The sequence below is a fragment of the Nostoc sp. genome, assembly GCF_036917615.1.
In the GTDB taxonomy this organism is placed as follows: Bacteria; Cyanobacteriota; Cyanobacteriia; order Cyanobacteriales; family Nostocaceae; genus Nostoc.
This window is the reverse complement of sequence record NZ_JBALCZ010000068.1, coordinates 115,995-130,484: the sequence shown is the minus strand read 5'-3', so window position 1 is coordinate 130,484 and position 14,490 is coordinate 115,995. Positions and strand designations below refer to the sequence as shown.

General features: G+C 42.0%; 7 protein-coding genes and 2 pseudogenes. 6 read left to right on the top strand and 3 right to left on the bottom strand.

Annotated features, from left to right (window positions below; translation table 11 throughout):
• Nucleotides 1–124: 124 nt before the first annotated feature.
• From V7K85_RS23985 to V7K85_RS23975, 3 genes are all read left to right on the top strand, one after another.
• On the top strand, nt 125–1,789 hold the full coding sequence (locus V7K85_RS23985) for a hypothetical protein (protein WP_334817204.1): 1,665 nt from the start codon (nt 125–127) through the stop codon (nt 1,787–1,789).
• A gap of 135 nt (nt 1,790–1,924) precedes the next feature.
• Nucleotides 1,925–2,107 (top strand): hypothetical protein, encoded by a 183-nt coding sequence (locus tag V7K85_RS23980; RefSeq protein ID WP_334817203.1) that lies wholly within the window; start codon nt 1,925–1,927, stop codon nt 2,105–2,107.
• A gap of 63 nt (nt 2,108–2,170) precedes the next feature.
• Nucleotides 2,171–5,350, top strand: a complete 3,180-nt coding sequence (locus V7K85_RS23975) for a putative Ig domain-containing protein (protein ID WP_334817201.1) — start codon at nt 2,171–2,173, stop codon at nt 5,348–5,350.
• A 305-nt stretch (nt 5,351–5,655) separates the two neighbouring features.
• Here V7K85_RS23975 and V7K85_RS23970 read toward each other — a convergent pair.
• The 3 genes and pseudogenes from V7K85_RS23970 to V7K85_RS23960 all read right to left on the bottom strand — a co-directional run.
• Nucleotides 5,656–5,885: pseudogene (locus V7K85_RS23970) on the bottom strand (IS701 family transposase); the annotation flags it as partial.
• A gap of 439 nt (nt 5,886–6,324) precedes the next feature.
• Nucleotides 6,325–6,972, bottom strand: a complete 648-nt coding sequence (locus V7K85_RS23965) for a pentapeptide repeat-containing protein (RefSeq protein ID WP_334817199.1) — start codon at nt 6,970–6,972, stop codon at nt 6,325–6,327.
• 191 nt (nt 6,973–7,163) lie between these two features.
• Complete coding sequence (locus V7K85_RS23960) at nt 7,164–7,658, bottom strand: hypothetical protein (protein WP_334817198.1); 495 nt, start codon at nt 7,656–7,658, stop codon at nt 7,164–7,166.
• A gap of 586 nt (nt 7,659–8,244) precedes the next feature.
• On the opposite strand from V7K85_RS23960, the gene aroF reads away from it, so the two are divergent.
• The 3 genes and pseudogenes from aroF to V7K85_RS23945 all read left to right on the top strand — a co-directional run bounded on the left by aroF (nt 8,245) and on the right by V7K85_RS23945 (nt 14,244).
• Complete coding sequence (gene aroF / locus V7K85_RS23955) at nt 8,245–9,117, top strand: 3-deoxy-7-phosphoheptulonate synthase (protein WP_334817197.1); 873 nt, start codon at nt 8,245–8,247, stop codon at nt 9,115–9,117.
• A 381-nt stretch (nt 9,118–9,498) separates the two neighbouring features.
• Nucleotides 9,499–10,914: an efflux RND transporter periplasmic adaptor subunit gene (locus V7K85_RS23950; protein ID WP_334817195.1), complete on the top strand. Its 1,416-nt coding sequence runs from the start codon at nt 9,499–9,501 to the stop codon at nt 10,912–10,914.
• Nucleotides 10,911–14,244, top strand: a pseudogene (locus V7K85_RS23945) (efflux RND transporter permease subunit). The gene V7K85_RS23950 and the pseudogene V7K85_RS23945 overlap by 4 nt, the downstream one beginning before the upstream one ends.
• Nucleotides 14,245–14,490: the final 246 nt, after the last annotated feature.

Here is a 14,490-nt window from a genome sequence, read left to right as displayed (position 1 = left end):
ACTTAGTCGGTAAGAGAAGCGATACATGTGGCGTTCCGTAGGAACGCTCACACAGCTTACACTTAAGCGTTGCTTGCCATATCTACTGATTTTTTGAGTTGTTAGACAAATAGGACTTGGAATTATGGCTTTTAATCTTAACTTCTCTAATGCAAGCAAAAAAATCAAATTCAACGACCTTCTAGGGTTTCCGACCATCAATTACAGTAAGTTTATCGGTGTTAAAGATAAAGAGATTACTCACTTCGATAATTCTGTAGGCATTCTAGGCAAAACTGTAGGTGTTGAAGGAGAAGTTCGATTAACAGCAGGTTTAGATTTGCAGGCGAAGTTGGATTTAGGATCTCTCAATTTAGAGTTTCCTTGGAGTCAATTAGGACTCAAATTAGTTGGAAATCAATTAGAGCTTCAGAGCAATTTCAACTCTAATAACATATTACCTACTGTTAATTTTACTGCTCCTGACTATAATTTGTATGCAGGGTTTGAGCTAGGTCTTGGAGGGTATTTAGACGGCAAGCTTGGCAACAATACTGTCACATTGATCCCTAAAATTAGTACAAGTGATGCAAGAATAAAATATCCAATTTTAGATTTATCCAGTTCAGAATCTAGTGATTCTGGCAAGAATAAAGTTGATTTACCAGCAGCATTTAAAGAAGCCGGGTTTAAGGTAAATCTGGACTATCCAACAACAGATAATAAAGTTGTTGGAATTCTTAAACAAGGACTGCAAGTATCAACAAATGGCATTAGTCTTCACAGTGAAATTCCTATAGTAACTTTAGAAGCTGATCTCATTAGGGTTCTCAGCAATATTCCCTTTCTAAAACCTTTTCTAACACCTTTATCAGGAACGAGAGAATATTTCGATGTTTTTAAAATAGATTGGAAACTCATTACAGCCACATTAAATGGAGGAATAAATCTCAAATTAGATACAGGAATTAACTTCGGGGATTTATTTGCTACTCTGGAATTTGAAGATGGTTCAGTTTCATCTAAAATACCGCTCATTTCTTCATCTTCTCTTCCAAAAATAGATTTAGGAAGCAATCCATTAGCAAAACTAAATGCAAAAGGCGGTAACACAGCAGACATTAAACTCAATATTGGTTTTGATTCTCCCAAACTGACAGCTAGTGCAGGTTTATATGCTGATATCTATTCAAACCTAATTATTGGTAAAGCCACTGCAACAGTTGATGCTCTCGGAATTAGTAAAAAAGAAACAATTGGCCCGCTTTATAAGCAAAAATTTGACATTGCAAAATTCCCAATTCCTTACTTAAGCACTGGAAATATTCAAAAGACACTGCCTGCCTCCCTTGCACCTATAATAAGCTTTACTGTACCTATACCTTTATCTACACCAGATTCACCTCTATCAGCCCTTCAAAGTGACATCGCAACACCCTTATCAATAGTTGGAGATAATATTCCGATTGTAGAAATTTTAGAAAAGCAAGGAAATACCATCCTAGCTAAAAAGCTAGAGGGCAACACCTATACTTACGTGTTGTACAAAGCCAGTGAGTTAAAGGAATCTGATAATCCTCTTGATCCCTATAATCGCGCTGATTTGCTCTCCAAAGCACTAATTCTCAGAGACACTAACGGCAATACAATTACCGAACCAAAAGATACGCTCGATAATACTCCCTACGGAGAATATCGTCCCATCGGTGCGGAAGAAGATGCATCGGGGAACTACACAGTTGTTTTCAGTAAGCTTTTACCTCCTTTTCAAAAGAGCGATCCTGAGCCTTTTATTGTTTGGGAACAATAAAAAAAAATCATAGAAAATGGCAATACTTACGTCCAAGCTGTTATCCCCTCATTTATAACCACTAACAAAGTCGCTGGTTATGAAACCAAACTACAGCAGGACTTAAACGGAACAGGTTACATTGAACCTGGGAGATTGATCGATGGCAATATACTAGGACTAGGTTTATGGAAAGATGATCAAGGTTACTGGCTAGGTCAAGCGCAAGAAAGACCAGAATCTAATTATTTATCTGATCCTTCAGGTGTTTCGTTACCTGGAGAACCAATAAAGTTTGTATTTCCTGAGAATAATATTATTAATCCTAATTATAAATGAGTAATTTTCCGAAATGAAATTGGTGATTTCACGCTTTGGAGTATAGACAGTTTTAATAAAAAAGTGCCGTCTAATGATCCTAACGACGGGAGCTTAATAGAACGCAATAGTGAAGGGCAAGTAGTCAATACTTTTCGACTAGGATCTTATGAAAGATTATTCAATGAAGATCTAAATCAGGACGGCTTTAAAGGAAGTGTAAGAATTATCGATTCAGACATTGATAAAGATGATTACACGATTCTTTATGAGCTGATCGAGCCTTTAGGAGATGATCCTAAGAAGTATAAGGTTTCCTACGCTGTTAGAGATCCACAAATCAGAGTGACTACCCAAGTTGGATATAGTAATCAAGTTCCTTTTGGGCCAATTTTGCAAGAAAGAATACCAAACTTTCTGCTTAAATCTAATGAAAATGGTTCTCCTGCTCCAGTTGGTTACTATAATCTGCCGTCCGGACAACTTAATTTTGGAGAAAATAACCCCGGAAATGGCTGGAAAGCAATCGCAGCCTCTTTTGTTCCTACTGAATTAAAAACGATAACAGAACAGCTTGGCACATTTCCCTATTCAGTAGTTAAAAGAGATGTGGTTTCTGAGGGATTTGTTTATGTGATGTGGAAAAGCCCAGATGCTAACAATCCCAGATGGTATCTCTGGAGATTTAAAATGGGTGCATCTAACAATTATTATGAACCTAGTTCTAATTCTGGAACTTTTTATCAACCCCCAAATATTGATGCGGTAGAAGATTACATGGGTGCAGATCATACCAGGGGTCTGAATACTACTGCTGAAGTTGCAGAATACGAAAGTCAATTTAGTGAAGATTTTAACGAAGATGGATTTATTGGCATAACGGATATAGTTGAAGAAGCGGGGGATGTCACTTTAGCTCTAGTTAACTACAAGGAGAAAGATAGATTTTCAGGTTCTCAAATAGAAACTGGACAAACCAAAGTAACCTATCAACTAAAAGATAAGAACGAAACACGGGCGAAAAAAGTCTTTAATGAAAATGAGGTGGGGAATAATAGTGATTGGAAGCCAATAGCTGTAGAACGAGTTTTTGTTAATATTTCAGAGTTGCCATTAGCCCACTATTATGCGATGGGGCAAAATAGCGATAGTACGTACTCTCTCTTAATTCTGAATGAATACGGTAGCAAAATTGCGAAAAAAGTAGTTTTGCTCGCAAATCTGAGTGCTTATGAAATCGACTTCAAACAAGATTTGAATAGAGATGGAATTATTAATCAAGTTTCTGAAGCGATAGATGTAGTTGGGACAGCAAGTTTATTGAGTAGTTCTAATGGCTACATTATCGATGAACAAGAAGAAAAACAGTATCTTAAACTCAATGATGGTACGCTACTAAAAGAAGCAACTTTAAATCAGTTAGGTATCGTTCTACTACAAATTGAAAAAACAGTGACTGGTTATCAGCTGCTCCAGAATACAAACAACGGTACAACCTTGGAACTAGTGACTGTTGATGCTACTGGCACAATTCAAAGCACTCAATCTATCAATTATTCCGAAATTCCCAGTTATTTAAACTTTAAACCACCCATCTTAAGTGACATCACTAAGAGTGGATTTACAGATAGCATCATTTTCTTTACAGATGAAGATTTCAATAATGCCTTCAAAGATCCTGATGGTAATAGCCTTACCAAGATTCAAATTTCTTCCCTTCCCAGCAATGGCATTCTCGAATTTGATGGTGTAGCAGTTACTGAAGATCAAGAGATTAATGTCGATAATTTAAGCAAACTCAAATTCAAACCCAGTAGTCAATTTAAAAGTAATGTCGCCTTTAGTTGGAATGGCTTTGATGGCACAGCTTACGCCGCTAGTCCGGCTCAAGTAAATCTGATGATTGACTCTCTCAACAATGCCCCAACACTCGATCAACCCATTGCAGATCAATCCATCCCAGCAGATACAGCCTTCAGCTTTACTTTTGATGCCAATACCTTCAGCGATATCGATGCAGGTGACAGTCTGACTTACTCGGCAACTTTAAAAGATGACAGTAATTTACCTAGTTGGCTGAAATTTAATCCTACTACTCGCACCTTCAGCGGGACACCAACTAACACCAATGTTGGAAGTTTCACAATTGAGGTACAAGCCACAGATAATGATGGTGTAAGTGCAACTGACACATTTGTACTAGCTGTCGAACAAAGCAACAGCTTACCTACCTTCAAGCTCTCAAAAATTGCTGATGATATTTTTAACATCTTTAATAGTAGTGGCAAATCAAAACTTCAAGTTACTCTCACCGGACGAAGCTCTAATCTTGTCAATGAACTAGGAGCATTTACCGTTGATGATGCTCAAGGTAACATCAATGGTATTGCACCAGGTGCAGCAGGTTACACCCAAGCAGCTTTAGACCGAGCTAAAGTAATTTTCTCTGCTATTGCCAATCTTCCCAATGGATTTAATACCAACAATCTGACACATCTGCTGGAATTTAACTCTAGTGATAACTTGAGATTTTATCTAGTAAGAAACAGCTCAACTGATGCTGTACGTGCTGGAGTCACTCCTCTTACAGACATACTATTTTCTGACTCTTTAAGGCAAAAGATTACAGACCTGGGTTCGGATCAGTTTTCCCTAGCTTGGAAGGACACAGATGGTAATAGCACTACTGACTTCAAGGATCTGGTGGTAAAAATTCAGTCCACCAATGATGCATTACCTCTGAGTACAAATTTGCAAGGAAAGCCACAAGGAGAAGTTATTGATTTGCGGGATGTTACAAGTCAGGTAAAAGCTGATTTTGTAGTCAACAGAGAGGCAGCTTTCGATAATTTCATCGGTTTGTATCAAGTAGCTGATGAGAATGGTGGTATTGACACCAACTTAGATGGCAAAGCAGATATTTTCACTGGACAAGCTGGTTATATTGAAGCCGCAGTCCGTGGGCGTGTTGCAGATATTGACTTGACAGTTAATAATCAAGGTACTGCAACTTACACAGGAACTTTCCAACCTGGTTCTATATTAGCGCCATTTATTATTGTTAATGGTAAACCTGATGCTTTACTTGATAGTAATTCCAATAACAATCCGTCAGTTTATTTCCCCTTTTTGGGAGCTAACGCTGACAAATTAGATCACCTTCGCTTGTTAGGGAGTAACATCTTTGGCTTTGAGGATTTAGCAAATGGTGGTGACAAAGATTTCAACGATGCGATCGTGCAAGTCAATTTGAGTATCGTCTAGTATATGTTAAACATCGCCCATACTCAGTAGAGCCATTATCGCGCAAAAGTGTTAGAAAGCATTACCTATCAAAAACACTTGTGGTTAGCCATCTACGGTTTTGAGTCACAAGCGTTTCTTAGTTTTTGATTGATGCTGGAGGATATTCCACTAATTTAGGAAAAAGTGGAATCAGTAATTGAAAATGCTTTTACTCTGCAATGAAGACTAAGTAGAGGGAGAAATTACATTGTCAAAATTGACTTTGATTAAATTAATTTTTAATTGAGAATTTAGAGCCAAATGGAGACATTTGTCGCCATAATAATGTAACGCTTACGAGTAGCAAAAACTACACTTTTTTTTGGCCAATTGTATATGTTGAGAAATCGACTTAAGGCACTGACTTACTTTTACTGTGTTCAGGTAGCGGGTATCCCTGTGCCTGTAAGAACAGTCCCAACATCGCTTCAAGATTTTCTTGCTGGTAAGCAGAAGGCATCAATGACAGCAGGGTGTACATTAAGTTTTGGGCGTGGGCAAGAATTGAAACCATTTTTCTTGCTTAATTCAGATATACTTCAACGCCCTTTTTCTCATGTTTCGGATACCAGTGTAAACCTTGGTCGAATCATGAATATTTACGATCGCAGTCCGGTTATGATCACGCCAAACGTGAGCGCATCCCCAAGTGGTGTTTTTTCCCTCATCCGAAACTTCACTGCTTTAATCGTTATATTTCCAACTTGCCAGCATTTAGTCTTACCTCTAGTCCTAATGTCTCACTTTTGTGTTCTTTATGTGCATCTTCAGGGTTTATCCCTACAGGTGCAAGATATAAGTTACTCAAAATGCTTGAATGCTTTCTCATTTCGGTAGATTTAGCAAGCATTCAAGCATATTGCTTTCTCAAAAGCCTTGATTGCTTTCTCAATATGCCTATTTGCTTTTTAATTTGAGTAATTTATACACTCTGTGTTATGGCACAACCTCAGCTATTGATAAATTGACCCATCAGGCATAATTGCCCCTGCTAAGTTAGTACCAACTAGTTTAACCAGAAGACGCTCACCAGAACGAATCCGCGCTCCTGTCAAGTCGGCTCCTCGCAAGTCGGCCCCACTGAGATCAGCTCCAATCAAATTAGCAGCGCGTAAATTCGCCTCCCTGAGATCGGCTAAAAGTAGGTTTGCCCGAAATAAATTTGCTTCAGATAAATTTGCACCTCTGAGGTTGACTTTATGCATAAAAGTATCGCTGAGATTAGCACCACTCAAATTGGCATAACTCAGATTTCTGCCAGATAAGTCTTTATTGCTCAAATTTGACCGACTGTAGTCTTTGCCACTCAAGTCTGAGCTTTGCTTTGGTGGTTCCTGGGTTGTTTGAGATGGTTTTGGCTGTTGAGGTGGCGGTGAGTTAAGTGTGGTTTGAGGTTTGGTTTTTAGAGAGCGCAACTTTTCACGAGCTTCATTTATGGCTTTCAGCTTGTCTTGTGCTTTCTGCTGTAAACGGAGATTGTCTTTAGGAATGCGATCGGGATGCCAAACAAAAACTAAATCTTTGTAAGCCTGGTTCACTTCCTCAAGTGTTGCCCCAGGCTCTAATTCCAAAACTCTATAGTACCGCTCCAGATCGCTCATACGATATTTTGATGGACAATCAACTTAATTATTAGTGATGAAATCGTCTGTTCACTGCATCATTATGTCATTGATCATTGATCATGGCGCATTGGGTATTTGCAAGAGACAAGGAAGACAAGGGAGAGGGGGGAGACAAGCAAGAAACTTGTTCAAAAATTCCCCCTTGTCCCCTTGTCTCCCTCTGCTCCTCATCTCCCCATCTCCCCATTTCTCCATCGAGCGATCGCTCTCAAATATGCTGCAATTGGAATCTGATAGACTTCAATAAAAATCCAAACAATAATTGATAAATGTGATAAGAAAGTTAATATCGTCCAAATATATGGCATCCAGGTAATCGGTTCCTTGAGATTAGCAGGAAAATAGTAAGCTACTATGCCAATTAGAGTAGTGGGAAGAATTACAAAAACTGCTGCTGCTAGTCCATAACCCCAACCTAATTCCACACCTTCCAACTGGGCTTCTGTCCAACTAAACCCATTCCAACGCCAAATTAAGGGTGGTTGCCTAGAAGGCATCTTGATTTGCTGTAGTTCTAGGTTAACTGTAAAAATCTCGTGGCAAAAGTCACAACCCATAGCTTCCATCAATGGCAGATGAGAAATCTTACCTATCCGACAGACTGGGCAGGGGTAAACTCCATGATAGTCGAATGATTGGGCTAAGATTTTGGAACTGGGCATAATGAAACTGATGATCCTAATACGCAAACAAGCAACTAGTACTTCACCACACAATCAGAACAAAACGTGATTTTGAATTTTGCAAAGCGTTACTAGTCTTGACTCCCACAGTTGTACTGAGTCTATCGCTTTTTTATGGTTTATGGGGGTCTTGACACCGCCTACTCTTCCTGTTAATGTTACCCTAAATAGGTATAGTTCTTTAAATTTTCTAGCAAAAGCCTCGTAAATGCTTAACACAAATTCCTACTTTTATTTTTGGTTTAGGGTGGTTCACCGGGAGTGAATTGAGTTTCCTGATGGAAACCGCCCGGTGAACCGCAGAGCAAACTCTGCGGTTTTTGTTTTTTTAAGGAGAATTTCATCGTCATGAGTTATTTCAGTAGCTGGTTTTATGGCTTTTACTTTTGGCCCAGAGTAAGTTCCGGGTAAATAGCGTTATGCCGATGAATCAGAACGCGCCCGGAACTCCTCAAAGGTTCCGGGCTTTTTTATTGTTATCTGGGACTGGGGCATGGGAGATAAGGGGAATAACCAATCCCCAATCCCCAATCGCCAATACTTAATTTTTTAGGAGAATGGAACCATGATTAATGCCAAACTTGCCGCACAATCTTATCCGAACCACCAGACAATCGTTAAACTTTCAGAAAAAGTCGCTTTCGGGGGCAAAGAACTGGTAATTATCGGCGGCCCTTGCACTGTTGAAAGCTTAGAACAAATGGAGATAGTCGCCCAAAAGCTATCTACTGCATCCGTGCAGGGGTTGCGTGGCGGTGTCTACAAACCCCGTACATCTCCCTACGCTTTTCAGGGTATGGGAGAGTCAGGATTAGAGATTTTGGCAAGGGTGCGATCGCTTTACAATATGCCAGTTGTCACCGAGGTGATGTCAATTTCCCAAATTGAAGTAGTTGCCGCCCACGCTGATATGCTTCAGGTTGGTAGCCGCAATATGCAAAACTTTGATTTGCTCAAAGCTTTGGGACAAGCTGGTAAGCCAATACTACTCAAGCGTGGTTTAGCAGCAACAATTGAAGAATTCGTCATGGCTGCTGAATATATTCTCAGCCACGGGAATCCTGATGTGGTGTTATGCGAAAGAGGTATCCGCAGTTTCGATGATTACACTCGCAATGTCCTGGATTTAGGGGCAGTGGCAGCACTCAAGCAAATAACTCATCTGCCTGTGATTGTAGATCCTTCCCATGCCGTCGGGAAACGGGAACTAGTGGCACCTGTGACTAGGGCTGCGATCGCTTGCGGTGCAGATGGATTAATTATTGAATGTCACCCAGAACCAGAAAAATCTGTTTCTGATGCCCGTCAAGCGCTTTCTTTAGAAGATATGGTGCATTTAGTCGATAGTTTAAAGCCTGTAGCAACAGCCGTTGGGCGCAGTATATCAGAAGCGATCGGGGCGGGTTTGTCACCTGCCCCGATTTTTTGTGCTGCTTAAATTTCAGTTGAGAGCGTAGTTTACCGCCGTAGGCATCGCTTGAATGTCTCACTCCAAATATTCATTTTGGCTTAACGACAAACAGCGATCGCCTTCGGAAAATAAAGTTGTTGCTTAGGTTATTCCATTTGTTCTCAAACAATTTTTGCAATACAACCCTATAATAAAGTCACAAAGACTTCATACTAAAGTCACAACGGCTTCATACCAAAGTCACAGCCGTTTAATAACAATTTCTTTCCAAAAGGGATAGGCTAAACGAAAAAATTATTAGTACACTAATGTTTAGATTAACTAATATTACGCTTCTCTAATTAGAATTAATCGCAACCAACCATTTTGCGAAAAATGCGATATCTAACGACAAGCTAGTACGTGTCTGTGCTTTCCCCTTTCCCCCAAATTGTTGATATGCGCTGTTTAGCCCCTGTTGAGACGATAAAGCCTTCGTCCTTGGCTGCTCAAATTTTTCCTCGTTTTCAGAGCATTATTCAAATAGGGCGGTTCTCGCTACTGATATTAGGTCTAGCTTACTTGTGTAGTGCCTGTAATGCTTCCGAAGCCGAATCTAGCAGAAAAGAAGCAGGAAAAAAACGAGCTGTGCCAGTAGTGGTTGCAACTGCGACTCAAAAAACTATTCCAATACAGCTATCGGCGACGGGAACGGTGGAAGCATATTCCACGGTATCTGTCAAGTCTCAGGTAGGCGGACAACTTACTGGCGTCTATTTTCAGCAAGGACAGAACGTTAACAAAGGAGACTTGTTATTTAAAATTGATTCCCGCCCTCTACAAGCCGCACTGATGCAAGCTAATGCTGCCAAAGCCAAAGATTTAGCGGTGGTGAAACAGGCACAGGCAAATGTCCTCAAAGCCATTGCCGATGTGAACCAGGCAAAAGCGAATGTAGTCAAGGATAAGGCCCAGGCAACAAATGCAGATGTGCAAGCTCAACGTTATGCTAGTTTGCTCAACAAAGGGGCAATCAGTAAAGAACAGGCCCAACAGTACCAGACTACTGCTGAGGCTCAACAGGCAACGGTGAAAGCAGATCAAGGTGGAGTAGCAAATGCCCAAGCAGCAGTGGCAGCAGCCCAAGCAGATGTACAAAATACCAAAGCAGCAGTAGCATCAGATGAAGCTGTGATCGACAATGCCAAAGTTCAGCTTTCCTATAGTTCCATCTACTCACCAATTGCCGGACGCACAGGCAGCCTGAAGCTAACTCAAGGCAATCTAGTACAGGCGAATGCCACTGATCCGCTAATTATAATCAGCCAAATTCGCCCAATTTACGTCAACTTTTCTATTCCCCAAAGGTTGCTGCCAGACCTGAAAAAATACAGTGCTAACGGCAAGTTAGAAGTCGATGCTTTACCTCCTAAAGATGCAGGGCATCCGATGCAGGGTGAACTCACCTTTGTTGATAGTGGAGTTAATACCCAAACAGGCACAATTCAGCTTAAAGGTACTTTTGCCAACGCTGACGATCGCCTGTTGCCAGGGCAGTTTGTCAATATAGTACTCAAACTCAGCGAAGAACCAAATGCCATTACTGTTCCTTCTCAGGCGGTACAAAGTGGACAGCAGGGGCAGTTTGTGTATGTAGTCAAACCCGACAAAACAGCAGAAATGCGTCCAATTACCGTCGGTGACACTGTTAAGAACGAAACGGTAATCAAGCAAGGGTTGAAATCAGGTGAGCAAGTAGTTACTGATGGACAATTCAACCTAGTGGCTGGTGCCACAGTCCAAGTCAAACCGGAAGTAGGAAACAACAGGCAGGAAGCGCGATGAACATTTCTGAGGTATTCATCCGGCGTCCAATCATGACAACCCTAGTTATGGTTGGCATTTTGATATTTGGGCTGATCAGTTACCAACAGCTACCCGTTAGCGACCTGCCCAATGTGGATTATCCAACACTCCAGGTAACAGCTAACCTGCCCGGAGCTAGTCCAGAAACGATGGCTGCCTCAGTCGCAACTCCTTTAGAGCAGCAGTTTTCTAGCATAGCGGGATTGAGTTCGATGAACTCTACCAGCTCTTTGGGTAGTGCCCAGATTACGATGCAATTTGACCTAAATCGGGATATCGACGGGGCAGCACAAGATGTCCAGTCTGCTATTTCCAAGGCAGCGAAGCAGTTGCCTACGAATATGCCTAATCCCCCGTCTTACCGAAAGGTAAATCCGGCGGATCAGCCAGTCCTTTACATCTCCCTGAATTCGTCTATTCTGCCCCTTTAAACTGTAGACAAGTATGCTGAGACATTGCTGGCACAACGCCTATCGATGGTGGATGGAGTGGCACAAGTGCAGGTGTACGGCTCCCAAAAGTACGCGGTACGGATTCAGCTTGACCCGGAATCGCTGAGTGTCAAAGGAATAGGAATTGATGAAGTAGCTGATGCGATCGCTAACGGAAATGTCAATCTGCCTACCGGGACACTTTACGGGCAACAGCAGAATTCTACGATTCAAGCAAACGGTCAACTCAACGATGCTGCCAGCTATCGCTCCCTGAATGTAGCTTATCAAAATGGCGCACCAGTGCAGCTAGGAGAATTGGGTCAAGTTCTGGACAGCGTGGAAAATGACAAAATAGCAAGCTGGTATTTTGCTGTCAAGAAGGACACTAAGGAGCAGGGAGCAGGGAGTAGGGGAGTAGGAGAGAAATCCTCAATCCAAAATTCTGGTGTGCGGGCGATCGTTCTGGCAGTTCAGCGCCAACCGGGAACTAATACCGTTCAAGTAGTGGATGCAATCAAGAAACTCCTACCCACCTTTCGGACACAGATTCCGGCGGCTGTGAACGTAGATATTCTCTACGATCGCTCCCAGTCAATTCGCGAGTCGGTGGATGATGTACAATTCACACTGTTGCTTACCATTGCCCTGGTGGTGCTGGTAATCTTTCTGTTTCTCCGCAATATCTCTGCTACACTCATTCCCAGTTTGGCAGTACCGCTTTCGATAGTAGCGACTTTTGCGATTATGCTGCTGCTTGGTTATTCCCTTGATAACCTATCGCTGATGGCGTTGACCCTTTCAGTAGGTTTCGTGGTTGATGATGCCGTAGTCATGCTGGAGAACATTGTCCGCCACATGGAGATGGGTGAAAGCCGCATGAAAGCAGCCCTAAATGGTTCTAGAGAAATTGGTTTCACAATTTTATCTATGACCATCTCCTTAGTAGCAGTATTTATCCCTATACTCTTCATGGAAGGCATTCTGGGGCGACTGTTCCGTGAGTTTGCTGTTACTATTAGCGTTGCAATCTTGGTATCTGGCGTAATTTCTCTGAGCTTGACGCCAATGCTTTGTTCGAGATTCTTGAGTCCACCTCATCATGAACCGGAGAGTCAGGGAGTAAAGGAAGCAGGGGAAGCAGGGGAAGCTGAGGCAGAAATTCTCAATTCCCAATTCCCAATCCAAAATCGTTCGACTGAGCGTACTCCTACGGAGAAGCAAGCTACGCGTAGCGTCTCGGAGAGAAGCCGAAGTCTAAAATCCAAAATCCAAAATTTTAACCGTCGTCTCTACAACTTTTCAGAAAACGTTTTTAATGTGATATTGGGCGGATACGATTGGAGTTTGAAGAAATCACTCAAGTATCACCGCACGACAATGGTGATTTCGGGAGCGATTCTTGTAGCAACAGTGTATCTATTTATAATTGTGCCTAAAGGATTTGTTCCCAACGCAGATGTTGGACAAATCACTGCAACTACTCAAGCATCAGAGGATATATCCTTTGATGAGATGGTAAAACATCAACCGGCAATAGCTGCGATCGCTTACCGTGATCCGAATGTCGATTCCATCAACTCCAGCGTCGGGGCTGGCGGGCCAAATGCTTCCGCTAACGCTGGAAGTAATTTTAATTGAACTCAAGCCCCGCCATGAGGGTCGTCTCAGTGCTGATGAAGTTGTGCAGGAACTTCGACCTAAGTTGTCAGGTGTGCCTGGAATCAAAGTTTTCTTGCAAAATCCCCCAGCCATCAATGTCGGTGGACAACAGACGAAAGCGCAGTATCAATTTACTTTGCAAACACCCAATATTCAAGAGCTTTACCAGTACGCTCCAGCTTTAGAAGAAAAACTGCGATCGCTCTCAGATTTACAAGATGTCAACAGCGATTTGCAAATCAAAAATCCGCAAGTAAAAGTAAACATTAACCGCGACCACGCTTCGGCTCTAGGTTTGACCGCCAATCAAATCGAAACTGCCCTGAGTAATGCCTATGGTACTCGCCAAGTTTCCACCATCTACGCCCCCGATAACCAGTACCAAGTGATTATGGGCGTGGAACCAAAATATCAGCAAAATTCCAATGCCCTGGATTTACTCTCAGTTCGTGCCCCCGGTGGACAACTTGTACCTCTCAACGCTGTAGCAACTTTGACCAAAGATGTGGGCCCCTTGACCATCAACCACAAAGGGCAACTAGCATCTGTCACCTTTTCCTTTAACCTCAAGCCAGGAGTTTCACTCGGTAACGTCACTGGTAAAATTGAGCAACTCGCTCGTCAAACACTGCCACCTACTATTAGTACAGCCTTCCAAGGTTCAGCGCAGGCATTCCAGTCATCGATTCAGGGTTTAGGAATGTTACTGCTGGTTGCCATCTTGGTGATTTATATCGTGTTGGGGATTCTCTACGAGAACTTCATTCACCCCCTGACTATCCTTTCTAGCTTACCCTCCGCTGGATTTGGGGCACTGCTGACCCTGTTGCTGTTTCAAGTTGACTTGAATATTTATGCCTTTGTGGGCATTATTTTGCTGGTTGGCATTGTGAAGAAAAACGGCATCATGATGGTTGACTTTGCGATCATTGCCCGTCAAAACGGCAAAACCCCCTATGATGCTATCTATGAAGCCTGCTTGGTGAGATTCCGTCCAATTATGATGACGACAATGGCAGCACTCATGGGTACGCTGCCCATCGCCCTCGGTTTGGGAGCCGGAGCAGATACACGCCGCCCTCTTGGTCTAGCAGTAGTTGGGGGGTTAGTGTTCTCGCAGTTTCTCACACTTTATTTGACGCCCGTTTTCTACACTTATATGGAGTCTTGGCAAACAAAGCTTAAAAAACACAACTGGCGCAAACAGTCAGCATAATTCGGAATTCGGAATTTGTAATTAAGCTGAAAAATATTTAATTTGCATAACTGAATCAATCCCTTCGCCAAAAAAAGAGTATGAAGAGATAGGGCCGATGTAGTAGAGTTGTTTTTTCTCACAACAACTTTGAGCGAATTATACAAGCCTTGAATCCTCGTAAATTGGCGAAGGGATTGTCATATTGCCCTATTTTTTCAAATCTCTCACGAATGATTGAGGATTACTATAGATTTACAGCGGTTT

What these genes read in the sequence shown, in the direction of transcription:
- V7K85_RS23985 (WP_334817204.1), top strand. Translation starts at nt 125, where the DNA reads ATGGCTTTTAATCTTAACTTCTCTAATGCAAGCAAAAAAATCAAATTC.
- V7K85_RS23965 (WP_334817199.1), bottom strand. Translation starts at nt 6,972, where the DNA reads ATGAGCGATCTGGAGCGGTACTATAGAGTTTTGGAATTAGAGCCTGGG.
- V7K85_RS23960 (WP_334817198.1), bottom strand. Translation starts at nt 7,658, where the DNA reads ATGCCCAGTTCCAAAATCTTAGCCCAATCATTCGACTATCATGGAGTT.
- aroF (WP_334817197.1), top strand. Translation starts at nt 8,245, where the DNA reads ATGATTAATGCCAAACTTGCCGCACAATCTTATCCGAACCACCAGACA.